This window comes from Pseudomonas sp. ChxA (assembly GCF_030263855.1).
Lineage (GTDB): Bacteria > Pseudomonadota > Gammaproteobacteria > Pseudomonadales > Pseudomonadaceae > Aquipseudomonas > Aquipseudomonas fluorescens_CB.
In genome coordinates this window covers 208,235-234,005 of record NZ_JARPMK010000001.1, presented here as the reverse complement: position 1 = coordinate 234,005, position 25,771 = coordinate 208,235, and the positions used below count along the sequence as shown (strand labels likewise).

General features: G+C 60.2%; 24 protein-coding genes and 1 pseudogene. 9 read left to right on the top strand and 16 right to left on the bottom strand.

The window, feature by feature from the left end; genetic code table 11:
* Positions 1-50: 50 nt before the first annotated feature.
* The 11 genes from P5706_RS00945 to P5706_RS00895 form a co-directional block, all read right to left on the bottom strand.
* A complete protein-coding gene (locus tag P5706_RS00945) occupies positions 51-902 on the bottom strand; it encodes a transporter substrate-binding domain-containing protein (RefSeq protein WP_056858162.1) in 852 nt (283 codons plus the stop codon).
* Complete coding sequence (locus P5706_RS00940) at positions 899-1,675, bottom strand: amino acid ABC transporter ATP-binding protein (protein ID WP_285678341.1); 777 nt, start codon at positions 1,673-1,675, stop codon at positions 899-901. The genes P5706_RS00945 and P5706_RS00940 overlap by 4 nt, the downstream gene beginning before the upstream one ends.
* Complete coding sequence (locus P5706_RS00935; RefSeq protein ID WP_138817330.1) at positions 1,672-2,331, bottom strand: amino acid ABC transporter permease; 660 nt, start codon at positions 2,329-2,331, stop codon at positions 1,672-1,674. The genes P5706_RS00940 and P5706_RS00935 overlap by 4 nt, the downstream gene beginning before the upstream one ends.
* Complete coding sequence (locus P5706_RS00930; protein WP_003187615.1) at positions 2,312-2,977, bottom strand: amino acid ABC transporter permease; 666 nt, start codon at positions 2,975-2,977, stop codon at positions 2,312-2,314. Before P5706_RS00930 ends, P5706_RS00935 begins: the two co-directional genes overlap by 20 nt.
* Positions 2,978-3,464: 487 nt before the next feature.
* On the bottom strand, positions 3,465-4,247 hold the full coding sequence (locus tag P5706_RS00925) for a MetQ/NlpA family ABC transporter substrate-binding protein (RefSeq protein WP_138817331.1): 783 nt from the start codon (positions 4,245-4,247) through the stop codon (positions 3,465-3,467).
* A 125-nt stretch (positions 4,248-4,372) separates the two neighbouring features.
* Positions 4,373-5,311 carry a sigma 54-interacting transcriptional regulator gene (locus P5706_RS00920; protein ID WP_200431161.1) on the bottom strand — a complete coding sequence of 313 codons (939 nt, stop codon included), beginning with the start codon at positions 5,309-5,311 and terminating at the stop codon, positions 4,373-4,375.
* Positions 5,312-5,359: 48 nt separating this feature from the next.
* Complete coding sequence (locus P5706_RS00915; protein ID WP_138817333.1) at positions 5,360-5,941, bottom strand: alpha/beta hydrolase; 582 nt, start codon at positions 5,939-5,941, stop codon at positions 5,360-5,362.
* Between the two features lie 161 nt (positions 5,942-6,102).
* Entirely contained in the window at positions 6,103-6,909 is an 807-nt protein-coding gene (ospF, locus tag P5706_RS00910) for a type III secretion system effector phosphothreonine lyase (RefSeq protein WP_285682629.1), read from the bottom strand.
* Positions 6,910-7,146: 237 nt separating this feature from the next.
* Positions 7,147-7,548 (bottom strand): ExbD/TolR family protein, encoded by a 402-nt coding sequence (locus P5706_RS00905; RefSeq protein ID WP_285678340.1) that lies wholly within the window; start codon positions 7,546-7,548, stop codon positions 7,147-7,149.
* A 1-nt stretch (position 7,549) separates the two neighbouring features.
* Complete coding sequence (locus tag P5706_RS00900; protein WP_200431244.1) at positions 7,550-8,272, bottom strand: MotA/TolQ/ExbB proton channel family protein; 723 nt, start codon at positions 8,270-8,272, stop codon at positions 7,550-7,552.
* Between the two features lie 51 nt (positions 8,273-8,323).
* The gene (locus P5706_RS00895) at positions 8,324-9,145 is read right to left on the bottom strand and encodes an energy transducer TonB (protein ID WP_200431162.1); all 822 of its coding nucleotides are present in this window, start codon (positions 9,143-9,145) and stop codon (positions 8,324-8,326) included.
* A gap of 442 nt (positions 9,146-9,587) precedes the next feature.
* Here P5706_RS00895 and P5706_RS00890 point away from each other — a divergent pair, with 442 nt between their 5' ends.
* On the top strand, positions 9,588-10,334 hold the full coding sequence (locus P5706_RS00890) for a hypothetical protein (protein ID WP_285678339.1): 747 nt from the start codon (positions 9,588-9,590) through the stop codon (positions 10,332-10,334).
* A 43-nt stretch (positions 10,335-10,377) separates the two neighbouring features.
* Complete coding sequence (locus P5706_RS00885) at positions 10,378-11,577, top strand: CynX/NimT family MFS transporter (RefSeq protein WP_285678338.1); 1,200 nt, start codon at positions 10,378-10,380, stop codon at positions 11,575-11,577.
* Here P5706_RS00885 and P5706_RS00880 read toward each other — a convergent pair.
* Positions 11,548-13,863, bottom strand: coding sequence for a TonB-dependent receptor (locus P5706_RS00880; protein WP_285678337.1), 2,316 nt, complete (start codon positions 13,861-13,863; stop codon positions 11,548-11,550). The genes P5706_RS00885 and P5706_RS00880 overlap by 30 nt on opposite strands.
* Positions 13,864-14,018: 155 nt before the next feature.
* Between P5706_RS00880 and P5706_RS00875 the strand changes: the two genes are divergently transcribed.
* Together P5706_RS00875 and P5706_RS00870 are read left to right on the top strand one after the other, a co-directional pair.
* Positions 14,019-14,963 carry a LysR family transcriptional regulator gene (locus P5706_RS00875; RefSeq protein ID WP_200431167.1) on the top strand — a complete coding sequence of 315 codons (945 nt, stop codon included), beginning with the start codon at positions 14,019-14,021 and terminating at the stop codon, positions 14,961-14,963.
* Positions 14,964-15,153: 190 nt separating this feature from the next.
* A complete protein-coding gene (locus P5706_RS00870) occupies positions 15,154-16,761 on the top strand; it encodes an alkaline phosphatase family protein (protein ID WP_285678336.1) in 1,608 nt (535 codons plus the stop codon).
* A 135-nt stretch (positions 16,762-16,896) separates the two neighbouring features.
* Here the strand turns inward: P5706_RS00870 and P5706_RS00865 are convergent, their stop codons facing one another.
* Positions 16,897-17,802, bottom strand: a complete 906-nt coding sequence (locus P5706_RS00865) for a TauD/TfdA dioxygenase family protein (RefSeq protein ID WP_285678335.1) — start codon at positions 17,800-17,802, stop codon at positions 16,897-16,899.
* A 181-nt stretch (positions 17,803-17,983) separates the two neighbouring features.
* Here P5706_RS00865 and P5706_RS00860 point away from each other — a divergent pair, with 181 nt between their 5' ends.
* Complete coding sequence (locus tag P5706_RS00860; protein ID WP_017136706.1) at positions 17,984-18,904, top strand: LysR family transcriptional regulator; 921 nt, start codon at positions 17,984-17,986, stop codon at positions 18,902-18,904.
* A 98-nt stretch (positions 18,905-19,002) separates the two neighbouring features.
* On the opposite strand, the gene P5706_RS00855 is transcribed toward P5706_RS00860, so the two are convergent.
* Entirely contained in the window at positions 19,003-20,004 is a 1,002-nt protein-coding gene (locus tag P5706_RS00855; RefSeq protein ID WP_285678334.1) for an ABC transporter substrate-binding protein, read from the bottom strand.
* A 279-nt stretch (positions 20,005-20,283) separates the two neighbouring features.
* Here P5706_RS00855 and P5706_RS00850 point away from each other — a divergent pair, with 279 nt between their 5' ends.
* Together P5706_RS00850 and P5706_RS00845 are read left to right on the top strand one after the other, a co-directional pair.
* Positions 20,284-21,870, top strand: a complete 1,587-nt coding sequence (locus P5706_RS00850; RefSeq protein WP_285678333.1) for an ABC transporter permease — start codon at positions 20,284-20,286, stop codon at positions 21,868-21,870.
* Complete coding sequence (locus P5706_RS00845) at positions 21,867-22,682, top strand: ABC transporter ATP-binding protein (RefSeq protein ID WP_285678332.1); 816 nt, start codon at positions 21,867-21,869, stop codon at positions 22,680-22,682. Before P5706_RS00850 ends, P5706_RS00845 begins: the two co-directional genes overlap by 4 nt.
* Here the strand turns inward: P5706_RS00845 and P5706_RS00840 are convergent.
* A complete protein-coding gene (locus P5706_RS00840; protein WP_285678331.1) occupies positions 22,669-23,739 on the bottom strand; it encodes a fatty acid desaturase in 1,071 nt (356 codons plus the stop codon). The genes P5706_RS00845 and P5706_RS00840 overlap by 14 nt on opposite strands.
* Positions 23,740-23,840: 101 nt before the next feature.
* Here P5706_RS00840 and P5706_RS00835 point away from each other — a divergent pair, with 101 nt between their 5' ends.
* Both P5706_RS00835 and P5706_RS00830 read left to right on the top strand, forming a co-directional pair.
* Positions 23,841-24,845 carry an AraC family transcriptional regulator gene (locus tag P5706_RS00835; RefSeq protein ID WP_285678330.1) on the top strand — a complete coding sequence of 335 codons (1,005 nt, stop codon included), beginning with the start codon at positions 23,841-23,843 and terminating at the stop codon, positions 24,843-24,845.
* Positions 24,846-24,989: 144 nt separating this feature from the next.
* A pseudogene (locus P5706_RS00830) lies at positions 24,990-25,319 on the top strand (helix-turn-helix transcriptional regulator); the annotation flags it as partial.
* An 84-nt stretch (positions 25,320-25,403) separates the two neighbouring features.
* Here P5706_RS00830 and P5706_RS00825 read toward each other — a convergent pair.
* Positions 25,404-25,763 carry a response regulator gene (locus P5706_RS00825; RefSeq protein ID WP_069786408.1) on the bottom strand — a complete coding sequence of 120 codons (360 nt, stop codon included), beginning with the start codon at positions 25,761-25,763 and terminating at the stop codon, positions 25,404-25,406.
* Positions 25,764-25,771 lie beyond the last annotated feature (8 nt).

Below are 25,771 nucleotides of genomic sequence, written 5' to 3'. Positions count from 1 at the left end.
AAGGTGGGAGCTGGCTTGCCTGCGATAGCGGTAGAGCAGTCAGCACATAATCAGCCCTGCCACTTACCGCCTTCAACAATCACACTCTCAGGCTTGGTGTCATCGCTGAGTTCTTTACGCACGTACTGGTCATACAGTTTGAGCAAAAATTTCTCCTCGCCCAACTTCGCCAGCTCCGCATTCACCCAGTCGCGCAGTTCGATATTGCCCTTCTTCACCGCCGGCGCAATCGGTGCTTCATCACCGAGTTTCTCTTCCAGCACGCGGTAGCCAGGGTTCTGCTTGGCCCAGCTGAACAGCACCAGGTTGTCTTGCGCGTAAGCATCACCACGCCCGGCCGAGAGGGCTTGCAGTGACTCGGAGTTTTTCTCGAACTTGAGCAGTTTCCAGTCCGGGTGGTTCTTGGTCAGCCAGATATCGGCGGTGGTGCCGGTGGTGACGATGGTGGTGCGGGTGGCCAGGTCATCCAGGCTTTTCACGGCGCTGTCATTCGGCACCAGCGCCTGCACAGCGACCTTCAAGTTAGGGTTGGTGAAGTCCACCGCTTCCTTGCGCTCCGGCGTCACGGTCATGTTGGCGAGGATCAGGTCGACCTTGTCGCTTTGCAGGAACGGAATACGGCTGGCCGGCTCGACGGCTACGAACTCGACCTTGTTTTCATCGCCCAGCAGGTCCTTGGCGAATTGGCGGCCAATGTCGGTATCAAACCCTACATAGCGGCCCGCTTCGTTGACGAAACCAAACGGGGGTTTGTCGGTAAACACGCCGACGATCAACTTGTCGCGCGCTTTGATCTTGTCGATGTAGCTGGCAGCAGCAACGGGTTTGGCGGGCTCTTCGGCCTTTTTATCGCAGCCGGCCAGTAAGGCAACGGCAAACAGTGGCAGCAGTAGTTTTTTCATATCAGCTCCAATTCCTTGGTCTTTTTGGGCAGTGTTGAAACAAAGGAGAACTTCTCCAGGAACTGCTGCGCGCGTGCGGTTTGCGGGTTCGTAAAGAATGCCTCGGGGGTGTTGTGTTCGAGGATGCGGCCGGCCTCCATAAACACCACGCGGTCGGCGACGGCGCGGGCGAAGGCCATTTCGTGGGTGACAATCAACAGGGTCATGCCATCGCGGGCCAGGCCCTGGATCACTTCCAGCACTTCCTTGACCATCTCCGGGTCGAGGGCGGCGGTGACTTCATCAAACAGCATGACTTGAGGGTTCATGCACAGCGAACGGACGATGGCGATGCGTTGCTGCTGGCCGCCGGACAGCTGTCGCGGGAAGGCGTCGCGCTTATCAGCCAGGCCGACACGTGCCAGCAGTTTTTCCGCCTGCTCACGCGCCCCACGCGGGTCGCGTTTTTGCACTTTCAACGGGCCGAGCAGGATGTTATCGAGCACGCTCATGTGCGGGAACAGGTGGTAGCTCTGGAACACCATACCCACGTCCTGGCGCACCTGGCGCCAGTCGGTGTTTTTGTCCAATAACTCTTTGCCGGCAAACCGCAGGCTGCCGCTGTGGGCGACTTCCAAGCCATTAAGGCAGCGCAGCAAGGTGCTTTTGCCGCAGCCGCTGGGGCCGAGGATCACCACCACTTCGCCACTTTGCACGCTCAGGTCGATGCCCTTGAGCACCTGCGCCTCGCCGAAGAATTTGTTGAAACCCTGGAACTCGATCAATGCGCTCATGCCTGGCCCCAGCGCCGTTCCAGCACCTTGGAGGCGGCCGACAACGGGTAGCAGATAAAGAAGAAAAACAGGAACAGCACGCCGTAGATCAATACCGACTCGTAGGTGCGCTCAATGATTTGTTGGCCGACCTTGATCACATCCACAACGCCAATCAGCACCGCCAGCGAGCTGGTCTTGATGATGCGCGTGTAGACGTTGATGGTCGGCGGCGTCATGCGTTTGAGGGCTTGGGGCAGCAATACGTAGCCGTACAGCTGCGGGTCGGATAAACCAATCGACAGCCCCGCCTCGCGCTGGCCACGTGGCAGCGAATGCAGTGCGCCGCGTACCACCTCGCCGACCTCGCTGGCGCCCCATAGCGACAGCACCAGCACAGCGCACCAGAAACTGGGAATGCTCAGGCCAAAGAAAATCGGCAGCCCGAAAAACAGCAAGTACAACCACACCAGCACCGGGATCGCCCGGAACAGCTCCAGGTAAACCCGCAGCACCGCGTTGATCAGCCGGTTATTCAAGGTGCGCAACACGCCATACAACACGCCGCCGACGGTGCTGAAGGCGATGCTCAAAAACGATATCGACAGGGTTTGTGCAGCGCCCTTGCCCAGTTGCGGCAACGACACCCACAACAATTCAAGACCCGAACTGGCCATGCTGGAGCCTCCTTTCCAGGCGGCTGAGCAGCAGCGACAGCGGCAAGAACAGCAACACGCAAATCAGCGTCAGCACGGCGAGCATTTCGTAGGTTTTGTAGTAGAGCGCGATGTAGCTCTTGGTGGTGTAGAGAATCTCCGGCACCGCCACGGCGGACACTACGGTGGTCTCTTTGAGCAAAAAGATGAAATTGGCAAACAGCGCCGGCAGGCTGAGGATACCGGCCTGGGGCAGGATCACATGACGCAGCAATTGCCAGTCCGACAGGCCGATGGACTTGCCCGACTCGATCTGCGCCAGCGGCACCGCTTCCACCCCGGCGCGCAGCACTTCGGTGAGGTAGGCGCCGCCGAGGAAGGTCATGGTGATGATCGCCGCCCAGAACCCGGAGATATTGAAGCCCAGGGCCGGCAGTGCGAAGTACACGAAAAACAGCTGGATCAGCAGCGGTGTATTGCGCGCCAGCTCCACATACAGCGCCACCAGGCGTGACAGATAGGGCGTGCGAAACACCAGCAGTGCGGCGTTGATCAGCGCAACCAGCAAGGAAGTGGCAATGGCGATCAAGCCCACTTGCAGCGTCACCCCCACGGCTTTGAGAAACGCCGGCAAGGTGCTGAGGATAAAAGCGAAATCGAAGGTCATCTTGAGTCCATGACGCCGCAGGGGTAATGCGGCGGGCGCTGTCCGTTCCGGCATGGGTAACGCCGGGTAGCGCGAACTTTAAAGGTATAAAAAGTAAAATTTAAATACCCAAATAGCATATTGATATCACCCAAAAAGATAACCGGCGGATTCGCGGCTTTGGCGGGTCGCGGCTATGGTTGCTGGGTCTGGATTCGAAGGAATGAATGATGAACCAAGCTAAACCGATAGATCCGCAGGAGCTGGTGAAGTGGCTGGTGGCGTTGCGTCGGGCGATCAATAGCCGCGATATCTGAGCCACTGAAGATCCAAATGTGGGAGCTGGCTTGCCTGCGATGGCGGTGGGTCAGCCAACTTATTTGTCACTGGCAGACCGCTATCGCAGGCAAGCCAGCTCCCACAAGGTTTGATGGTGTTTCAGGCATAAAAAAACGCCGACGCTGCAGTAGCCGTCGGCGTTCAAACCTTGAAGGGGGTTTGGTCTACATCAGAACGCAGGCACTACCGCGCCGTTGTACTTCTTCTCGATGAAGGCTTTGACTTCCGGGCTGGTCAGGGCTTTGGCCAGTTTCTGGATGGCGTCGCTGTCCTTGTTGTCCGGGCGCGCCACCAGGAAGTTCACGTACGGCGACTTGGCGTCTTCGATGATCAGCGCGTCTTTGGCTGGGTTCAGGCCGGCTTCCAGCGCGTAGTTGGTGTTGATCACATCCAGGTCAACCTGGTCCAGCACACGTGGCAGCAGCGCCGATTCCAGCTCTTTGAATTTCAGGTTTTTCGGGTTGCTGGCGATGTCTTTCGGCGTAGCCAGTGCATTGGTCGGGTCTTTCAGCGTAATCAGACCGTTCTTTTGCAGCAGCAACAGGGCACGGCCGGCGTTGGAGCCTTCGTTCGGGATAGCTACGGTGGCGCCATCTTTGAGTTCAGAAATATTCTTGATCTTTTTCGAGTAACCGCCGATCGGCTCAACGTGCACACCAATCACGGTGACCAGGTTGGTGCCCTTGCCCTTGTTGAAGTTTTCCAGGTACGGCAGGGTCTGGAAGTAGTTGGCGTCCAGACGCTTCTCGGCAACCTGGGTGTTGGGTTGCACATAGTCAGTGAAGACTTTGATTTGCAGGTCCACACCTTCTTTGGCCAGGGTCGGCTTGACCAGCTCAAGGATCTCCGCGTGCGGGATCGGGGTAGCCGCTACCACCAGTTTCTCGTTGGCCTGGGCGAAGCTTGCAGTCAGGGCAGCCGCCAGTGCGGTAAACAACAGAACCTTTTTCATGCAGTGTCCTTATCGAAATTCCGGGGCGTCTCTGACGACCGTTTTTTATGGTGTGCCAGCGAAGTGCTATCGCGGCGTGGGATGGACAATACCTATATTTTTTATTCCCGAACAATATCTTTTATTCAAGTTGATATTCCATTTTGTTCATGTAGCGGCTGTTCATTCAAAAAGCTGAGCAAGCTTTGCTGCTCGGCGGCGCTGGCACTCGCGAAGATCCGCCGCACTTGTTCCAGCGGCGAGCCTGCGGCGGGCAGGTTCAAATGCTCGGGCAAAATCTCATCGCCACTGCTTACCAACAGCGCAAAGTGAATAACGTTTTCCAGCTCGCGGGTATTGCCCGGCCAACTGTGATGTTCCAGCACACGTTGGGCGGCGTCACTGATCAGTGGCACCGGCAGGTCCAGGCGCTGGCTGTAGATGCCGAGGAAATACTCAGCCAGCGACAAGATGTCGCCCACCCGCTCGCGCAGGGCCGGAAGGTCGAGCTGGCCTTCGCTCAAGTAATGGAACAGGCGCTCATGAAACTTGCCGGCAGCCACAGCCTGGGCCAGGTCGATGCTGGTGGCCGCAACCAGCCGTACATCCACCGGGCTTGGCTGATGAGCGCCGACACGGGTGACTTCGTGGTTTTCCAGGGCGGCGAGCAGTTTCACCTGAATCGGCAGCGGCAAGTCGCCGATTTCATCCAGGTACAAGGTGCCGCCATTGGCCGAGCCAAACCAGCCGGCGCGGCTGCTGGCTGCGCCGCTGTGGCTGCCTGCGGCATAGCCGAACAATTCGGCGTCGGCGTAGGTGGGGCTGATGGCACCGCAGTTGACCGAGACAAACAGCCCGGTGCGATCGCTGCCACGGTGAATATGCCGTGCGAGCAGCTCTTTACCGCTGCCGGTCTCACCGCGAATCAATACCGGCAACGCACGCGGCGCAAGGCTTTCCAGCTCTTCACGCAGTTGGCGTGAGCGGGGGTCGACGAACACCAGCGCCTTGGCGCGGATGCTCAGCGGGCTTTTTTCGGCATCGGGAAAGGTCAGCAATGGCTGGCCAAAGGTGTCATGACTCATGGCAGGCTCCCGCCCCAAATCCACTCAGGGACGGGGCGTTGAAAAAATTTATGCACTGCGCCGGGCGTGATGTTCCAGGCGATTTTGCAGGCGATAAAGGTAGGCGAAACCTTGCTCCCAACGCTGGTGGCCGGACTTCACATTGATATGCCCGGCACCGGACAAAATGCCGGCTTCAGCACCCCAGTTACGTGCCAGTTCCAGCGCCCGAGTGGCGCTGACAGCGCTGTCGTTGTCGGAACTGACCACTTGGCTGGGAAACGGCAACAGGTCGGTGGGTATCGGCGCAAAGTTACGCAAGGCCGGGGCACAGGCTGGACGTTCGACATCCGCCGGGGCCACCAGCAAAGCGCCGCGCACCTGCCGCAGAAAATGCACCGGCGCCGTGGCCGCCCAGTGGGCCACGGTGATGCAACCGAGGCTATGCGCGATGAGAATCACCGGCGTGCTGTCGGCGGCGATAGCCTCGGCTAGTGCGGCCACCCAGTCCTCGCGACGCGGGGTAAGCCAATCGGCCTGCTCCACCCGCGCACTGTTGGGCAAGCTGTTCTGCCAATGACTTTGCCAATGATCTTCTGGCGATCCTTGCCAGCCCGGCACGATCAGATAACGAATCGACTCGCTGTGCATGGGTGTGCCCTCCTGCAGCGTTTAACGTTGCTGAACAGTATAGGGACGGGTTTTATATTCGTTAAGGAATAAGAAGCTATTTATTAATAACCAAAACGCCGCGCCGAGAAGGTACGGCGTTTCGCATCAATGGCAACGGTCTTTCACCCAGCCAACCTTATCTAGCCTCTGTTCCACGGCGGCGGCAGGAGGGATGAATGCGAACGCGTTGAGCTGGCAGACGTGGGAGACGCGTCAGGAAAAGCGACAAGCTGAAAAAACGGTTCGTGTTCCAGCCCTTGGTTTCGAGTGGGCGAGCCCACTCGCTCGCTGTTTCTCTCATTGCGATAGGACGCGAATTGCCAGTGCTGAGGCGACACGTCAGAGGTTGGTCGATTGCTGCTGGGCGCTACGCCTGCGTGTTGCAGTTCGTTTTCAACACTCTTGATCATACCGCGCAGTTTGCCCATGTACTGCGGGCTATAGGTGTGGTCCGGGCGGTCAGGCTTGGCATAAATCGTAAACTGCGCACCCAGCGTCACCCGTTGTTGCTCGGGGGACATGTTCGCGTGCATGCGGCTCATATCAGTGACTTTCCATTTATCCACCGGGCTGTCTTCGGCCTGCAGGATCTTTGCAATCGCGTTAAACGCAGCTTCTACGTGTTGCGGCGCGACACTGAGATGGATTTTATCACCGGCAAAATCGCCCTGGCTTTTGGGGCTGACGCGGTCCATGTGAATAAACGCATCTGTGCCGGTCAACGCTGACTGGTTGAACGCAGACCAACCGGCATGCTGCTCACCACGCCCGCGTATGGCCACGTCATACGTGGGCGCACCATGATTCAACGCAAAACGGGTTTGCGTGCTCGCGGCGACATCATTTCGGGACATGCCGTGCAGTTCAGCGGACGCGTTTTTTTTCGGTGGGGGTGGGGCCGCCAACGTGTTCAATGACAAACCGAGCTTGGGTCTAACTCTTTGCATAACGGGATACCGATTCTGTAGGGGGAAAATCGGGGCCGACGGTCCACATTGAAAAACCGTCGCGTCCATGCAAACTTTTCATAGAACCTGACTGAGCATTGGCCCCTTGCCGGCGAAACTTCCTACAGTGAGTGGAACAAGATCGAATGAGGTTCCCACGGTCAGGTTTTTTTCCCGGCAAAAAAAAGGCCGCACCCTGCCAAGGAGACGGCCAAAAAATTGTCGAGGGTTTTAACACTAACGTGCAGTAATCACCGACAGCTTGGTGATGCCCGCGCGTTCGATAGACGCCATGGCTCGCGCCACTTCGCCGTAATTCACACCATCATCAGCCTGCAGCTGCACCCGCACCTCCGGGTCCTTGGCCTTGGCCGCCTGCAGGTTGAATTCGAGCAGGTCGGGCTGGATTTCGTCCTTGTTGATAAACAATTTGCCGGCGCCGTCGATGCTCACCACCAGCGGGTCTTTCTGCTCCATCGGGGCGACTGCCTGAGTCTTGGGTAGGTTGATCGGGATCGAGTTGGTCAACAACGGCGCGGTGACGATAAACACCACCAGCAGCACCAGCATCACGTCCACCAGCGGCGTAACGTTGATCTCGCTCAGCACCTCATCACTGTCTTGCGTGGAGAAGGCCATTTCAGGACGCCTCCTTCACTTTTTGCGGGTTGCCGGCCGCGCTTTTGGTCAGCGCAGGGTGCAGCAGCACGCGGAAGGAATTCTTTTGCGCCAGGCTGTAGAAATCGTGGGCGAAGTCATCCAGGTCGGCCGCCGTCAGTTTGAGGCGACGCAGGAAGTAGTTGTAGACCAGCACCGCCGGCACCGCGACAGCGATACCAACACCGGTGGCAACCAGCGCGGCACCAATCGGCCCGGCCACGGTTTCCAGGCTGGCGGAACCGGCGGCGCTGATACCTTTCAAGGCTTCCATGATCCCCCACACGGTGCCGAACAGACCGATAAACGGCGAGGTGCTGCCGATACTGGCGACCACGGCCAGGCCGGTTTCCAGGGAGCGACGCTCACGCACAATCTGTTGGCGCAGGGCACGTTCGAGGCGGTCCTGGTGATTGATCGCCTGGCTCAGGTCAGCCGCGTGCGGCGCATCGCCGACCTGGATCGCGGCGTAACCGGCCTGGGCCACACGGGCAGCGGCGCCAGGCTGGGTTTCGGCCAATTCAGCGGCGGAATCGAGACTCGACGCCGCCCAGAACTGTTTGTGGAATTTGCGATCCTGCGCCTTGAGGCGCCCGAACTGCACGCCCTTCAATAACGCCAGGCCCCAGGTGGCGACCGAAAAGACCACCAGCAGCCAGATCACCGCGCTTTCGATGGATTCAAGTGGAGATGCTAATGCCATGATGTTTTCCCTCTGTGCAGGTGGCGGCGTGTCCAACACACCGCTGCCGAATAGTTAGTGAATCTTGAAATCGATCGGGACGCTGACCCAGCCGTCCTGGGCCACATCGCCCTGCTTGGCCGGCACAAAGCTCCAACGCTTTACGGCGGTCAGTGCGGCGTCGTCGAGTTGCTGGCGTCCGCTGCTTTTCTGAATCTGGATCTCACCCGGCTTGCCGCTGGCCAACACATGCACGCGCAACAACACCGTGCCTTCCCAGCCACGGCGCTGGGCCAGTGACGGGTACTCCGGCGCCGGGTTCTTCAAATACGCGGCGTTGGCTGAAGCCGGTGTTACCGGTGCGGGTGACGGTGGAGCAGCCGGTGCTGGCGGAGCAGGAGGCGCAGGCGTCGGTGGCGCAGGCGGTTGCTCGACCGCTTTCGGCACAGGCTTGGGTTCTGGTTTCGGCACCGGTTTTGGTTTGGGTTTTGGAACAGGTTTTGGCGGTGCAGGCTTGGCGGCCAACTCATCGACAACCGGCGGCGGTGGCTCAACCACAGGTGGCGGCGGTGGTGGCGGTACAGGCGGAGGCGGCTCCACCACCGGCGGTGCCGGCTGGGAAAATTCGATGGTCATCGGCGGGATTTCCGGCGGCACAATCGGCAGCACCGGCGTGGGCTTCTGGCTCACCCAATAGATCACCGCACCGTGCAGGGCCAACACCAGCAACCCGAGCAGAATCCCCTCGCGACGGCTCGAAAAACGCTTCGGGGTTTTCTGTAATCGCAACTGCCCCAACGGCGCGCGGTGCGGCCGGCCAAGGTCGACCAACTCACCACCCGGTGCCTGGCGCCACTGCGCCTCGGGTGCACTGGCGGCGGTCTGGACATTGCCCATTGATTCACTCCCTACGGTTTTCACACAAAAAAACCGACAGGCCTGCCAAAGCGGCCGTCGAGGGCTGAATCATCGGGGCTAGACGCTTATCTCTTAAAGTAATCTTTGAAGTTATACATAGATCAAATTTGAATAAAAGAAACACGCTGAAACGCCAAAGCCACGGCCGGCGTAGCGTGTAGCGCAGGCGTTGAATAACGATGCTTTTAAGGCATAAAAAATATTCACCAGAGGCATGGTTTTTCCGTCGATTGGTAGCGCATCGCAAGCGTAGGACAGATCCCAGATCTGCTGGATAACAGCGTTTTTTCAAACACACTATCGGAACCAAAACCCACCATGAACCACCCAGCGCTATACCGACATGCCTGGATAGCGCGTCAAAATGCATACACACCTGACGGCTCCTTGGATGGGGAGATCACACAGGGCAGAGGACCTCATGACTATCAACTCCCGGTTCAGCAATACAAATGCATATCACCCGCCCCTCAATCCAGCAGCTTACTCGCCTGGCACACATGCCTCAGGTAGACAGGAACGGAGCGTCCAGCCTCAAGCCAACGGCCCCTACTCCCCAGCAGCGCTTCTAGATGGTTTCTGGCAAAAATGGGGCACGATGAATTGCGTCACCGTTGCGGGAATAAAAGCCGCAATGCAACGCTTTGGCGGCCCCAATGAGGTGTACTTTTCGGTACAAAGAACTTACGGCGGGTTTGACGTCAGGATGAGAGACAACCCCAGGAAGGTCTACCATGTGACATTTGATGAACTTGCACACGCAACCAGACATTCAGGGTTTAGGGGCAACAACCAGAAGATACTCAACGAAGCCAACTTCATGTATGCCGTGAGTGCCAAGCGGGCACAGCTAGAAAACAATGATGGCTATGCCGCACGTGGCTTTACAGCTGCGGTGCACAGCCTGGACACCTGGGAACATACCGCAGAAGGGCTGAACCGTCTGGGACTGGCAAATTATGTTCAGCACACTAATGCACAAGATTTGATCAACGGCGCACCTGGGGTCATGGCCGAAAACGACCACGTCGTCACCGTACTCAATGGCAGAAAAGATCATTACGGCAGGGTGGGCTACCGGCCAAACCCGTGGGCTGCCGCCTTGAAGTTGCTTTATACGCCCAGACAAGCATATGGGGGGACATTTAACTTCAATATGTATCGCTGACTCTCCATACTTCATGCCCCTTTTGTGCGCCCGCAGGTCATGCATGCCGCTTAACCCTTCATTCATGAGCAAACTCGCCGGCTGGGGGCTGCTGGTGGTCCTCGGCCTCAACCTACGTCCCATCCTCAGTTCCATCAGCCCCTTGCTCGGCGAGATCCGCCAAGCTACCGGCCTGAGCTTCCAGAGCAGCGCCCTGCTCACCAGCCTGCCGGTGGTGTGCATGGGCCTGGTGGCGCTGGTTGGCGTGCGCGTGGAAGCGCGCCTGGGCGAGCGGCGCGGCATCGCGTTGGGCTTGATGATGATTCTGCTGGCGTGCCTGGCGCGCTGGTTGATGGGCCAGGCAGCGGCGCTGTTGGTCACCGCGTTGCTGGGCGGCGCCGGTGTGGCGCTGATCCAGGCGTTGGTACCGGCGATGATCAAGCGCGAATTTCATCACCGCGTGCCGGTGGCGATGGGCGTGTACTCGGCTTCGTTGATGGCTGGCGGCGGGCTGGCGGCGTTGCTCAGCCCGCTGGTGGCCACGCATTTTCAGCAATGGCAGGCGGGGCTCGGCGTGTGGCTTTTACCGGCGCTTGGGGCGTTATTGTTGTGGGCCTGGCTGCCGTTGGGCGCGGCGAGAAACCTGCAAATCACGCCCGCCTTCAAAGGGCTGCGCAATCGTCGGGCGTGGCTGCTGGCGTTGTATTTCGGGCTGGTGAATTGCGGCTATATGAGCATGGTCGCGTGGCTGCCGGCCTACTACCAGCAACTGGGTTGGGGCGTGTTGCCGAGCGGTTCGTTGCTGGCATTCATGACCATCTTCCAGGTGATTGCTGCGCTGCTAATGCCTGTGTTGGCACAACGCGGTATCGACCGTCGCCCGCTGCTCGGCATCAGCCTGTTGGCACAGACCATCGGCTACCTCGGCCTGATCCTCGCACCGCTCGAGTATCCCCACCTGTGGGTCGCCTTGTGTGGTTTTGGCCTGGGCGCGTGTTTCGCCCTAAGCCTGCTGCTGACCCTCGACCACCATCGCGACCCACGTCAGGCCGGGCAACTGGCGGCCTTCGTGCAGGGCGTGGGCTTTTTGATCAACGCGGTTTCGCCATGGCTGACTGGCTGGTTGCGCGAACTCACCGGCAACTTTGTCAGCGCCTGGGTGGTGCTGACGGTCACGGTGCTGGCGATGCTGGTGGTGACGCGGGTGTTCAGCCCGGCCACCTATCGCACTGGTTCAGAAGTCGTAGCGCCCAGTCACGCCTAAGGTGCGCGGCGTGCCCAGCAAGCCTTCGTAGCCGCCATTGCCGCCGGTCCACAGGGTGGTGTAGTAGGTTTTGTCGAAGGCGTTTTTCAGCCACAACGACACATCCCACTGCCCCTGCTGGTAGTTGCCGCGCAGGCCGGTAGAGAGGTTGACCACCGCGTAGGCCGGAATCTGCCCATAGTCGGAATCCTCGACCGTGCCTACCGCTTTGGAGCGGAATGCGTAGCTGGCGGTCACGTAAGGTTCGAAGCCGTTATCCAGGTTCCACTTGTACTCGCCGTTGGCATTGGCGATCCACTTGGACGCGCCCACCACTTGGTGGCCGCTAAGGTCGCAGGAGGCAGGCGCACCCGGGCGCAAGCTGACTTCCGGTGGGCATGGCGCATCTTTATACGACAGGTAACTCACATCGTTGAGCGAGCCATTGATATTCAACGTCAGGCCCCGGATCGGCACCAGCGTGCTTTCCACTTCCACGCCGCGCGAGCGCACGGAACCGGCGTTGGTCAGGTATTGCACGCGGTTTTCCTGGTCGTAGGCGTTAGTCTGGTAGCCGTTCACCTGGGTCCAGAACAGGTTGGCATTGATTAGCAGGCGGCGGTCCCACAGCGTGCTTTTAAACCCCAACTCGGCGTTGTTGGCGCGCTCGGTGCCCACCAGCAGTGAATCCGCTCCAGCCGTCGGCGCAGAACCCACCACCAAATTGACCCCGCCGGACTTCTCGCCATGGGACAACGTCGCATAGCCCAGCAAATTATCGTTGAAGTGATAACTCAGATTGAGCAGCCCCGACGGCGTGGCGCTGTACTGGTTGAGATCGTCGGAGTCATACGCGCCGGTGCGTCCACGTCGCGCCGTGGCAGCGGCGCCGGTGACCGCAGCGCCACCCACTGGCGCATTGCGGTTGACCCAGGCGCTTTTTTCTTCGTAAGTGCCGCGCACACCGGCGGTGAAATCCAGGCGCTCGGTGAGGTGCCAGGTGCCTTGGGCGAACAGGGCAAAACTGTCGGTGCGGATATGCCCGTTGCCGACGCTGCTCACAGCGTTCAGCGCGCCGGTCGGCGTGCCATTCCAGATGTCCGCCTTGGGCCCGTAATAGGCGAAGGATTTGTTATCCAGCGAGTTGCCGAAGTAGTAGGCGCCCAGCACATAGTCGAAGAAACCACCGGTAGGTGACGCCAGGCGGAATTCCTGGGACCACTGTTTATCCTCTACCGACACGCCAGCGTTATACGACGCCGGCACGTTGAGGCCATCGTCATTGCGCGGGGTGAAATTCCACCAGCGATACGAACTGACCGAGGTCAGGGTGAAGTCACTCGGCAACGTCCAGTTGGCTTCCAATGAAGTGCCGCCCTGGAACACGGTGACATGCTGGTCGCTGTCCAGGTTGACCTTGCGGTGCGTGCCGTCCACCAGGGTTGCGCCTGCCGCTGCTGCCCGGGATTGATAGAGATTGATTCCATTGATGGTCGGCCCGGTGCTGTACAGCACGCGGGTGCCGGCGCTGGAATCTTCTTCGTTGTAGTCGCCGATCCAGCGCAGGTTGAAGGTGTCGCTGGGCTTGTACAGCAACTGCCCGCGAAAGCCCTGGCGTGAGCCGCCGTTAAGATCATGGCCGTCGTATTCGTTTTTGATGTCGCCATCGCTGCGTGTGCGATAGGCCGAAAAACGCCCCGCCAGATCGTCGGTGAGCGGGCCGGAAATCGTGCCTTTGGTCTGGAAATAACCGTCCTCGCCCAACGAGGTTTCGATGCTGCGCTCCGGGGTAAAACTCGGCGCGCGCGTGCTGATATTGATCACACCCGCCGTGGTGTTCTTGCCGAACAAGGTGCCTTGCGGGCCGCGCAAGACTTCGAGCTGCTCGATGTCCATCAAGTCGAACACCGCCATGCCCGGCCGCCCAAGGTACACGTTGTCGATATACAGCCCCACGCTGCCTTCCAGGCCGTCGCTGGCCGGGTTATTGCCCAACCCGCGAATCGACACGCTGGACTGGCGCGCATGCATGTAGGCGACGTTGACGCTGGGCACCAGTTGCTGCAAATCCTGAATGCGGTAGACCCGCTGGCTCTCCAGCGCCTGGCCGCCGATGACGCTCATGGGCGTCGGTACTTCCTGGGCGCTTTCGGTGCGCCGCCGGGCGGTCACCGTGACGGTCTCAAGCTGGCCGCTGGCGTTTTCGCCCTTGCCGGCAGGCGCAGGTGTTTCGGCGGCCTGGGTCGGCGACCAACTGGTGCTGCCGGCCACCAACATGGCCAGGGGCAAGGACTTCAACAGACTCATAAGCGGCTCCGAAACCCGGAAATATCCATCAATAGATATTCCCAAAAGTTATTTATTTATGTTTTATCGAACATTTACTGCATAAGAGATAGCCTTTATAAGGAGTCGACCTAATGCATAGCCAATGCATTTCCCGGATATTTTTGATGTGAAAAATGCATATCGACTTACGCCAACTTCGCCACTTCATTGCCCTTGCCGAGCAACGCAGTTTTGTCGCGGCAGCGTTGGCCGTGAACCTGTCGCAGTCGGCGTTCAGTCGCAGCATCCAGGCGCTGGAACACAGTGCCGGTTGCCAACTGGTGGACCGTGGCCGCAAGGACCTGGCGCCGACCAAACAGGGCCAGGTGCTGCTCGAACATGCACGGCGCCTGGTCAGCGGCGCGCAGCAACTGGCCAACGAGATCAGCCAGTTCAATGGCCTGGAAGCCGGTGAACTGCGCTTCGGCTGCGGCCCGGCGCCCGCTGCCGGGTTGATCCCGCGTGCCATCGGCAGTTTTATCGGGCGCTACCCAAAGGCCCGCGTGCAGTTCCAGGTGGATGACTGGCAAAGTTTGAGCAAGCGCCTGCTCAGCGAAGAGTTCGAATTTTTCGTCGCCGACACCCGCCACTTCGAAGCCAACCCGGACTACCACACCTACCGCCTGCGTGCGCGGCGCTGGTACTTCTGCTGCCGCGCCGGGCACCCGCTGGCCGAGCGCGAAAGCGTCAGCGCCGCCGAGTTGATGAGCTACCCGCTGGCGGTGACGATTCGCCCGCCGAACCTGCGCAAAGTCATCGTCGACCTCAGCGGCCGGCCGGATTACCTGCCCAATGTGGAGTGCGAAAACGGCTACAGCCTGATGGGTGTGGTGCTGCGCTCGGATGCGATCGGCATCGTCAGTGCCAACAGCGATGTGCTGCATATGGCGCGGGGCGAGTTGGTGTGTTTGAAGATTGAGGGGCTGGCGGAGGATCTGGAGGAGCGCTATACGCGCTATGGGATTGTCAGTCGCGCGGGGTATCGGCTGTCGCCGTTGGCAGAGGCGATGATTGAGCAGATCAAGCAGATTGATGAGCTGGATGAGGATGTGTGTGCGCTGGAGAATGTCGCCGTCTGAGCGGGCGCTATCGCAGGCAAGCCAGCTCCCACGGGGGAACGCATTTCAAGTGTGGGAACTGGCTTGCCTGCGATAACGCCAGTAGCAACACCCATGCATTCCCTGCATAAAACCCAGTCCTCAAATGCACTTGCCAGCCCACCACCCGAACAGCGAAAACCTTCACCTTTCCTCTGTCCGGTGAAGCCCCATGTCTCAACCCAACCCCGTGCGCAATGTGCTCTACATCATGTGCGATCAACTGCGCCGCGATTACCTGTCGTGCTACGGCCACGCGCATTTGCACACGCCAAATATCGACCGCCTCGCCGCCGCTGGTGTGCGTTTCAGCCGCGCTTACACCCAGGGCACCATTTGCGGGCCGTCGCGGATGTCGGCGTACACCGGGCGCTATGTCAGCAGCCATCAGGTGGCGTGGAACGCGGTGCCGCTGCCCTTGGAAGAACTGACCATCGGCGACTACCTGCGCCCCCATGGCATCCGCACTGCGCTGGTGGGCAAGACCCACGCCACGCCGAACCTGGAGGCGTTGCAGCGCCTGAATATCGACCCTGAAAGCCCGCAGGCCGAGCCTTTCAACGAGGTGGGCTTCGACGCTTATTTGCGCCATGACGGCATCTACCCCGACAGCCCGCTGTTCGCAGAAAAACGCGAGTCTGCGCCCTACACTCAGTACCTGCGCGAGTACGGCTACGACGGCACCAACCCATGGCATGAATGGGCCAACGCCGCTGCCGGCGAAAACGGTGAGGTACTCAGCGGCTGGCATATGCGCAACGCCGGGCTGCCTGCTCGAGTAGCAGAGGAGCATTCGGAAACCGTCTACACCACCGACCGCGCCATCGACTTTATCGCTGAACAAGGCGAGCAGCCGTGGTGTTTGCACCTGTCATACATCAAGCCGCACTGGCCCTACATCGCCCCGGCGCCGTATCACGCACTGTATGGCGCCGAGCATATCCAGGCGCCGATTCAACCTGCGCACTCCAGCGATCATCCGGTTTACCAGGCGTTCCGTCAGCATCAGGAAAGCGTGAATTTTTCCCTTGATGAAGTGCGGCTCACGGTGGTTCCAACCTATATGGGCCTGATCAAACAAGTCGATGATCAACTCGGGCGGCTGTTCGATTTTCTGCAAAGCAACGGCCGCTGGAACGACACACTGATCGTGTTCACCAGTGACCATGGCGACTTCCTCGGCGACCACTTCCTCGGCGAAAAAGAGTTCTTGCTGGAGCCTGCGGTGGGCATTCCGCTGATCGTGCGCGACCCGCGTGCCAGTGCCGATATCAGCCGTGGCACGGTGGATGAGCGCCTGGCGGAAACCATCGACGCGCTGCCAACGTTCCTCGATGCCCTGGGCTTGCCCGCCGCAGACCATCGCCTGGAAGGCCGCTCGCTGATCCCGCTGCTGCACGGCGAACCCATCACCTGGCGCAACTACGCCATCGCCGAATACGACTACGCCTTCCAGGCTCCGGCCCGCGAGCGCCTGGCGCAGCCTATCGACCGCTGCCGCATGACCATGGTGCGCAGTGAGCGTTGGAAATACCTGGCCTATGACGGTTTTCGTCCACAGCTGTTTGACCTGCAGAATGACCCGCAGGAAGTGAACGATTTAGGCGAGGACCCCGCATATGCGTCAGTGCGCGAAACTCACTTGGGTTATCTGTTCGAGTGGCTGCGCGGGTTAAAGCGGCGCACCACCATCAGCCATGCAGAGGTTGATTCGCGTGGCCAGTGGTTCCGGTACGGTGAGCCTGAGGCGGAAAAGGTAGTGAAAATCGGCGTCTGGTAAACACCACAAAACCAAATGTGGGAGCTGGCTTGTCGAATCGTCGCACCGCTGCGATAGCATCGCCTCGGTATGACTGATACACCGAGGTGTCTGCATCGCAGGCAAGCCATCTCCCACATTTGAATCTACTTACGCTTAGAGGCCTTTGGTGGTCTGGCTGCGCTGCCCTTGCACACTCACCGGCACATCGCCCTTGAGCGTGACCCGACGCACGATGCGTTCCTGGGTGCCGTAGTCGTCCACCGCGTAGTGCTGAGTGGCGCGGTTGTCCCAGATCGCCACGTCGCCGGTGTTCCAGCGCCAGCGCACGGTGTTTTCCAGGCGGGTGACGTGGCCTTGCAGCAGGTTGAACAGCTGCGCCGATTCGGTCTGTGAATAGTCTTTGAGGCGTTTGACGAAGTGGCCCAGCAGTAAGGTTTTTTCGCCGCTGACCGGGTGTACACGCACCACTGGATGCTCGGTTTCATACACGGTGGAGGTAAAGATTTTGCGGTACTCCTCAAGCTTTTCTACCGACACATCCGGCTTGCGCCCGGCGTAGTCGTATTCGTTGCTGTGTACCGCCCACAGGTTGTCGGCGAGTGCGCGCAGGTCGACGCTAAGGTCGTTGTAGGCGGCGGCCGTGTTGGCCCACACCGTGTCGCCACCGGACTTTGGCGCCAGCACCGAACGCAGGATCGAGGCTTTCGGGTAGGCATCGACGAAGGTCACGTCGGTGTGCCAGGAATTGGCGCGCTGGCCACGGGCGCCATCCAGCTCCAACAGGAAACGCGTGCCGTCGCGCACTGGCACCGTCGGGTGTGCGATCGGCTCGCCGAGCAGGTGCGCGAAGGCTTCCTGGTTCTGATCATCAAGGTGGGTTTGTTCGCGGAAGAAAATCACTTTGTACTGCACCAGCGCCTGCTGGATGGCCTCGACGGTGGCGGCGTCCAGGTCACCGGAGAGTTTGATGCCACGGATCTCGGCGCCGATGCGGCCGGCCACCGGATGGATGTCGAGCGCCTGGGCGACGGGTTGAACAGCTAATGCGGCGTTGCTCATTGTGATGACCCTCATGTGCCTGCTGATGGTGGGATGCTTTCCTGCAACGCTCTATTCATATGCAATTTGGATCTAGCAAATGAATCAATGCTTCGTTGACGGAATAAGAGCTTGCATTTAAAACCTCAGCTCCCACGGTCGCAAATGCCTTCGACCTATTTTTCAAATGCCGGGAAAGCATATGGATCTTCGCCAACTTCGGTACTTCATCGCCCTCAACGAACACCGCAGTTTCGTGCGCGCAGCCGACGCCATGGGCATCACCCAACCGGCGTTCAGCCGCAGCATCCAAGGGCTGGAGCAGGAGTTCGGCTGTGTGCTGGTCGACCGTGGCCACAAGGACCTGCGCCCCACGCCAGAGGGCCAGGTGGTGCTGCAACATGCCTTGACACTGGTACACGGCGCGGCGCTGCTGAGCAGTGAAGTCACGCGCATGACCAAGCTCGACGCCGGCGACCTGCGCTTCGGTTGCGGCCCGGCACCAGCGGTAAAACTGGTGCCGGATGCAGTGGCGCGGTTTATCGGCGCACACCCTAAAATCCGCACCAGTTTCCAGGTGGATAACTGGGAGAAACTCAGCCGCGCCTTGAGCCGCGAAGAGATCGAATTCTTTATCGCCGATATCCGCCAGTTCGAGGCCGACCCGAACTTCCAGACCCGCGCATTGACACCCAAGCGCGGCGTGTTTTTCTGCCGCCCAGGGCACCCGTTGCTGGCCAAGGACAGCCTGTCGACCAACGACATGTTCGACTACCCGCTGGCCTCGCCGCTGATCTCCCAGGGCATTCGTAAACTGCTGGCGAACCTGAGTGGGCGCATGGATTTTTCACCCAGCATTCAGACGGAACACTTCCCGGCGCTGGTAAAAATCGTGCTGCAATCGAATGCCATCGGCGTGGGCACCGAGGAAGCCTTTGCCGAGGACATCGCACAGGGGTCGCTGGTGCTGCTGCACTGGCGCAACCTGCCGCAGAACATGGAAACCATGAGTGCGCGCTGCGGGATTGTCAGCCGCACGGGGTCGAGGTTGTCGCCGGCAGCGAAGGCAATGATCGAGACGCTGGTGGAGGTCGACAGGCAGGAAGTGAGTGTGGCGGTCTGACGGGCCTCATCGCAGGCAAGCCAGCTCCCACAGTTGGAATGCATTCCCCTGTGGGAGCTGGCTTGCCTGCGATAGCAATATCCCAGCCACCAAAATTCTCAGAGCCCCGCCGCCGCCAGGTTCGGCGCCACCCAGTCACTCACCTGAAACGACTTGCGAATCAGCCGTTCCTTGGACGCCAAGTCCACCGCGCCCTGCAACTTGCCCAGGAACACCGGATCCAGCGTCGCCGGGAAAATCTCGCTGAGCTGCTGGTCTTTCAGATCGTTGGTCAGGATCACCGGCGGATAACTGGCACGCCCCGACACCAACTCGATATAGGCCTGCTTGTTGCTGTCGGTGGTCAACCATTGCACCGCTTGCTGCTGGGCCTTGAGCAACTTGGCTACCGCATCAGGGTGTTCATCGACAAATTGTTTGCTGCCCACCAGCACCGCCTGGACGCTGCCGGCACCGCCGAGGTCCTTGGTGGTCAGCGGTATTTCCGCCAGCCCTTTGGCCTGCAACGCCGTCAGGTTCGAACCGCCCCAAGTCGCATCAATCTGCTTGGCGACCAATGCCGCGCCAGCCGCATTGAAATCCAGGTTGATGACTTTCAAGTCCTTTTCATTCAAGCCCTGGCTGGCCAATGCACTGTCGAAAGACAACTGGCTGGCCGTGCCACGGAACACCGCCACACGCTTGCCCTTGAGGTCTTGCAAGGTCTTGATCCCCGAGCCCGGCACCACGCCCAGGTACTGTTTGATGTCACGCGCGGTGGCGCTGAGCAAACGCGTGTCCAGCCCACTGGAACGACCGATGATCGCCGCCAGATCGCCCAGGTAGGCCAGGTCCACTTGGCCATTGGCGAAGGCTTCATTGATCACGGGACCGGCGCCCTTGAAGTAATTCCATTGAATCTTGATGCCTTGGTCGGCAAAGGCCTTTTCGAAGATCTGCTGCTCGCGCAATACATCCGTTATACCGCCGCCGCTGTGCTGGCTGCCGGCACTCAGGTCAGGCACCGCGATGCGGATTTCCTTGAGGTCGGCGGCGTGTACCAACCCGGCCAGCGCGGTGCCCGCGAACAGGCTGATCAGACGTTTGAAAGGCAGTTTCATAAGCGCAGCTCCTGGTGGGCGACGGTCGCCTGGGGAGCAGAAAGTAGGCATAGCCCGAGCAAAACTTTAAATACTATAAATTCACAATTTAATAGCTTTTTGGACTATGCGTGCAGAAACGCTGGCTCCAGCGGCGTATGCATAAACAGCATCAAAAATATTCTTCGAATGCATTGGATGCGCGCTGGGCAGAGGCTTTAAATGATTTTTCTTATCTCACAATCATCTTGATTCCATTTTTATAAGATCGAAATCACATAACGCCGAGGGAGGTCCGCCATGGCCCGCACTTCACAGTTGAGCCTGCCTCTATCAGCCCCCGCGCCGCGCTGGCCCTTGCTCAGTGAGCGTTTGCTGCCCTGGCTGTTGCCGCTGGCGCTGTTTGCGCTGTGGTGGTTGGCCAGCCGTCATCAGTGGATGAGCGAGCAAATTTTGCCCGCACCTTCACTGGTGTGGAGCAGCGCCGTGGAACTGGCCGGCGGCGAGCTATGGAGCAACCTGGCGATCAGCTTGCAGCGTTTGTTCTGGGGACTGTTGGCCGGTATCGGCGCGGGAGCCTTATTGGGCGCGCTATTAGGTTTCAGCGCGCGCGCCGAACGCCTGGTGTTCCCCACGTTCAGCGCGTTGTCGCAAGTGCCAACCCTGGCCTGGATCCCGTTGTTCATGGTGTTTTTCGGCATCGGCGAAACCTTGAAACTGGTGGTGCTGGTGAAGGCGATTGTGGTGCCCGTCACCCTGCACACGCTGGTCGGCGTGCGTGACGCGCAACCCAACCTGCGTGAAGCTGCCCGCGTGCTGCGCCTGCCCACCCACCTGCTGATTCGTCGGCTGATCCTGCCCGCTGCATTGCCGGCCTTCATGGCCGGTGTGCGCCTGGCGCTGGCGGCGGGCTGGACCTCATTGCTGGCCGTGGAGTTGCTGGCCTCCAGCGAAGGCATCGGCTACCTGATGGTCTGGGCACGCCAGTTGTTCATGCTCGATATCGTCTTCGTGTGCATCGTTGTCATCGGTGTGTTGGGCGTGGTGATGGATCGCGGCATCGGCTGGCTGGACCGCAAATGGGTGCACTGGCCGCACCCGGCCACTGCGCAGATTCGCCGCGGCCCGCGTTATCAAGGGTGGCAACGCCTGCAACCGTGGTTGTTGCCGCTGCTCTTGCTGGCGTTGTGGCAGGTGGCGACGGATCTCGCTTGGGTCGACCCGAATATTCTGGTCAGCCCATGGGCCGTGCTGCAAACCACCGCCGCCGGCGTGCTGGATGGCAGCCTGTCCGGCGCCTTGGGCAAAAGTCTCGGCCGCACGCTGGGAGGCTTGTTGCTCGGCGGCAGCCTGGGGTTTGCCATGGGTTTGTGGCTGGGTTTGTCGCGACGCAGCGAGCGAGTGCTCGGGCCGACGCTGGCCGCGCTGCGCCAGATCGCGATTTTCGCCTGGGTACCATTACTCACCGCCTGGTTCGGCCTGGGTGAATTGGCCAAGTGGGTGTTTATCGCCCTGGCGGCGTTTTTTCCGCTGTTTATCGCCACGCAGCGCAGCGTGTTGAACCTGTCGCCACAGCTGCGCGAAGCCGCGCAAGTGCTGCGCCTGAACCTGTTCCAGCGCCTGCGCCGCCTGGTGCTGCCGGGCGCGGCGGCGGGGATCTTCGCCGGCCTGCGCCTGAGCCTGATCTATGCCTGGCTGGGCACCATCGGCGCGGAATATTTCATGCCATCCAACGGCGGCATCGGCAGCCTGATGATCGGCGCCCAACAGCTGCTGCGAATGGATTTGATCATGAGCGGCATGCTGCTGGTCGGCCTCACCGGCGCCACGCTCAACCTTATCGGCCAACGCATCGAAACCCGCGCCACGCGCTGGAGACACGCATGAACGCACCTATCGTCAGCTTCAACCATGTGGGCAAGACCTTTGACGTCGACGGCTTTGAGCTGGAGGCGATTCGTGAATTCAACCTGGACATCGCCGAAGGCGAGTTCGTCGCGATTGTGGGCGCAAGTGGCTGCGGCAAATCCACCCTGCTGCGCCTGCTGGTGGGGCTGGATACGCAGTTTCGTGGCGAGATTCGGGTGGACGGCCACGCCGTAAAGGGTATCGGCGGCGAACGCGGCATCGTGTTCCAGGAACACCGGTTATTCCCCTGGCTGACCGTCGCAGAAAACATCGGCCTGGGCCTGGTCAACGAGCCGTTGAGCGAGCCCGAGCGCAACCGGCGCATCGGTGACTTTATCGAATTGGTGGGCCTTACCGACTTTACCCGCGCTTACCCGCATCAGCTGTCCGGCGGCATGGCGCAGCGTGTGGCAATCGCCCGTGGCCTGGTGGCCAGCCCGCGCATTCTGCTACTGGACGAGCCGTTCGGCGCCCTCGATGCGCTGACCCGTCAGCAGATGCAAGATGAGCTGTTGGCGATTCGCGCCCGCGCCAAAATCACCACGGTGCTGGTGACCCACGATGTGGAAGAAGCGATTTTTCTCGCCGACCGCGTGGTGGTGATGGAGCCGCGCCCCGGGCGCATCAAGCAGGTGGTGGACATCGCCCTGCCCCATCCGCGCCAGCGCAGCAGCTTCGAATTCCACCAACTGCGCGAAGAGCTGCTGCATGAGCTGATCAGCGACGACCACTACCAGCCGCCGCTGCGCGAACAGATCCGCGACCTGCCGCTGGCGTTTATTGCTTGCTGAACGCCAGTTCGGCGTCCGGCCGTTCCTGGCGCTCAAGCCGATTGGCGCGAGTAAATGTGCCGATATCATTGAAGCGCACACCCATCTCGCGCATCACCTTATGCGCCACCTTGGCGGTCATCTGGCGGATGTAGAACGGCTCCTTCACCACAAAATGATGGATGCCATGGGTGCTGCCAAAATTGAAGCAGAACGCCTGCAACGGCCACATCCACCAGGGGTTGAGCACCTGGGTTTGCTGGATCACGTTGCCCAGTTCCACATCGCCGTAGTAGTGCATGTTGGAGCTGACAAAGTGCAGGCAAAAGGTGCGCAGCACGTTGGGCCCGATGATCACCACGACGGCGATATCGATCACCTGCATCATCTGCACAGTGCCGGTTGACCAATCGATAGACGCGCCCATCAGGCTGGCAATGCCATTGGCGGCATGAAAGCCCAGGAACACATACCACGCGCCCCAATGCAGCAGCGCCAGCGGTGCGTACACCAGCAGCGAGCGTTTGAGGATCTTGAGTTTGTGACTCCAGGTCTTGGCCCGCAGCATGCGGATAAACGCCGACATCAGGTTATCGCCCACCATCAGCAACCGCGCGAACCCCCACGGCTCGCCGTTGGTGATGGCGCGTTCTTCCATATCGGTCTCGGTGCCCGACACCTTGTGATGGTTAAGGTGCAGGTGCCGGCGTATCCACGGGTTGATGGTGCTCGGCCGCGCCAGCCATACCAGGCCCATCATCAGGTTGTGGGGCACGCGCTGCTTGCGAAAGTACATGCTGTGGATCAGGTCGTGTTCCAGTTCGTGGGTCAGCGAAGCGAGGAAGGCGTTGAGCAGCAGGCACGCCCACCAGGCCATATGACCGGTGATATACAGCGCCGCCGAGCCAAGCATGCCGAGCAAGGCAAAGGCCAGGATGCCCGCGCCCAACGCGTCCTGATGCAGCAGCCAGGGGTGCTGTTGGCGCAACCGCAGGCCTTCGGCGAGCACCACTTCGCGGATTTTTGCTGAGCGCTGTTGCGCGTTCATCTGTTGGGGACTTGCAGAAGTACCGTCCATGCTCCCATCCTCTTGTTAAGTGATATGTCCATCCTGCCCCAAGCGATCGGGCCGGATGCTAGCCCCGGACGCCAACCTGTTGACCGCAAGCGCCAATCACCATGACTGAACCCACTTCTCTCGCCAGCTGGACCCGCGCCCTGCGCAAGCAGCTCGACGCCCTCAACCTGGACAGCGCCGCGCTGTGCATCGAGGCCGGGCTCGACCCGCAGCAGATGGACGACCCTAATGCGCGTTACCCGCTGTCGGCCACCACACGCCTGTGGGAACTGGCGGTGCAGGCCAGCGGCGACCCGGCGATTGGGTTGCGGGTGTCGCGGTTCGTCAGCCCCACCACCTTTCACGCGCTGGGTTATGCACTGGTGGCCAGCGGCAGCTTGCGTGAGGTGTTCGAGCGCATCGTGCGTTATCACCAGGTGGTCAGCGATGCCCTGACCCTGGAGCTTAGTGCAGAGGGCGAGCGTTACCACTTTCGCCTGCTGCAACCGCCCGACAGCCCGGCGCCGGCGCTGGAAGCCATTGATGCGTTTGCGGCGATTTACGTGCGCACCTGTCGCAACCGCCTGGGCCGCGACTATGCGCCGTTGGCGGTGTACCTGCGCCGCCCGGAACCGGCCGATCCCAAGCCCTGGCATGCGGTATTCCGCGCGCCGGTGTTTTTTGGCGCCGAGGAAGACCGCCTGGAGTTCGCCGCACGGGATTTCGACAGCCACTTGGACGACGCCAACCCCGAGCTGGCCGAGCACAACGAAACCGTGCTCAAACGCACCCTGGCCCAGTTGCAACCGTTGACCTGGGAACGCAAGGTGCGCAGGGCGATCGAGGAACAATTGCCGGAGGGCGAGCCGAGTGCCGAGCGCATCGCCCAGGCGTTGCACCTGAGCCTGCGCAGCTTGCAGCGGCATTTGGCGGATGAAGGCTGTCGGTTTGATGCGTTGCTTAACGAGTGCCGCGAGAACCTGGCGCTGCTGCACTTGCGTGATCCGCACTGCTCATTGGCCGAGATCAGTTATTTGCTTGGGTTTGCCGATACCAGCAGTTTCAGCCGAGCGTTCAAGCGCTGGACGGGGATGACGCCGGGGCAGTTTCGCGATGGGTTGCGTTAGAGGGATGTTTGGTGTTCTTGATGGCCTCTTCGCGAGCAAGCCCGCTCCCACATTTTGATGTGTGAACACCGTTAAATGTGGGAGCGGGCTTGCTCGCGAAAGCGATAGATCAGGCGCAGTAAGTCTCGGATCAATCAGCGCCCACAGTTGCAAGCACTGACCTGGGAACGCAAGGTGCGCAGGGCGATCGAGGAACAATTGCCGGAGGGCGAGCCGAGTGCCGAGCGCATCGCCCAGGCGTTGCACCTGAGCCTGCGCAGCTTGCAGCGGCATTTGGCGGATGAAGGCTGTCGGTTTGATGCGTTGCTTAACGAGTGCCGCGAGAACCTGGCGCTGCTGCACTTGCGTGATCCGCACTGCTCATTGGCCGAGATCAGTTATTTGCTTGGGTTTGCCGATACCAGCAGTTTCAGCCGAGCGTTCAAGCGCTGGACGGGGATGACGCCGGGGCAGTTTCGCGATGGGTTGCGCTAGGTCGGGCCTCATCGCAGGCAAGCCAGCTCCCACAGGGGAATGCATTCCAACTGTGGGAGCTGGCTTGCCTGCGATAGCGGTGGCTCAGCGACCACGCCGCAAGAGTTTTTTCACCCGCGCCACCAGCACTTTGGCATCAAACGGCTTGAGCAAATAATCATCCTCATGCAGTTCCAACCCACGCAAGCGGTCTTCAATGCCACCGGGTGTGGTCAGGAACAACATCGGCGTCTCACCCTTCAACCGAATCGCCTGCTGCAACTTCCAGGCATTCAAGCCCGGCAGCATCACATCCAGGATCACCAGGTCGTACTCAGTGCTTTCAACCAGGCGCAACGCCGCCATGCCATTGGCCGCGACTTCGACGCTGTAACTGGCCTCGTTCAAGCCCTGGGCCATCCGCTGTGCCTCTTCGGATTCATGTTCCACTAACAGCACGCGCATAACACACC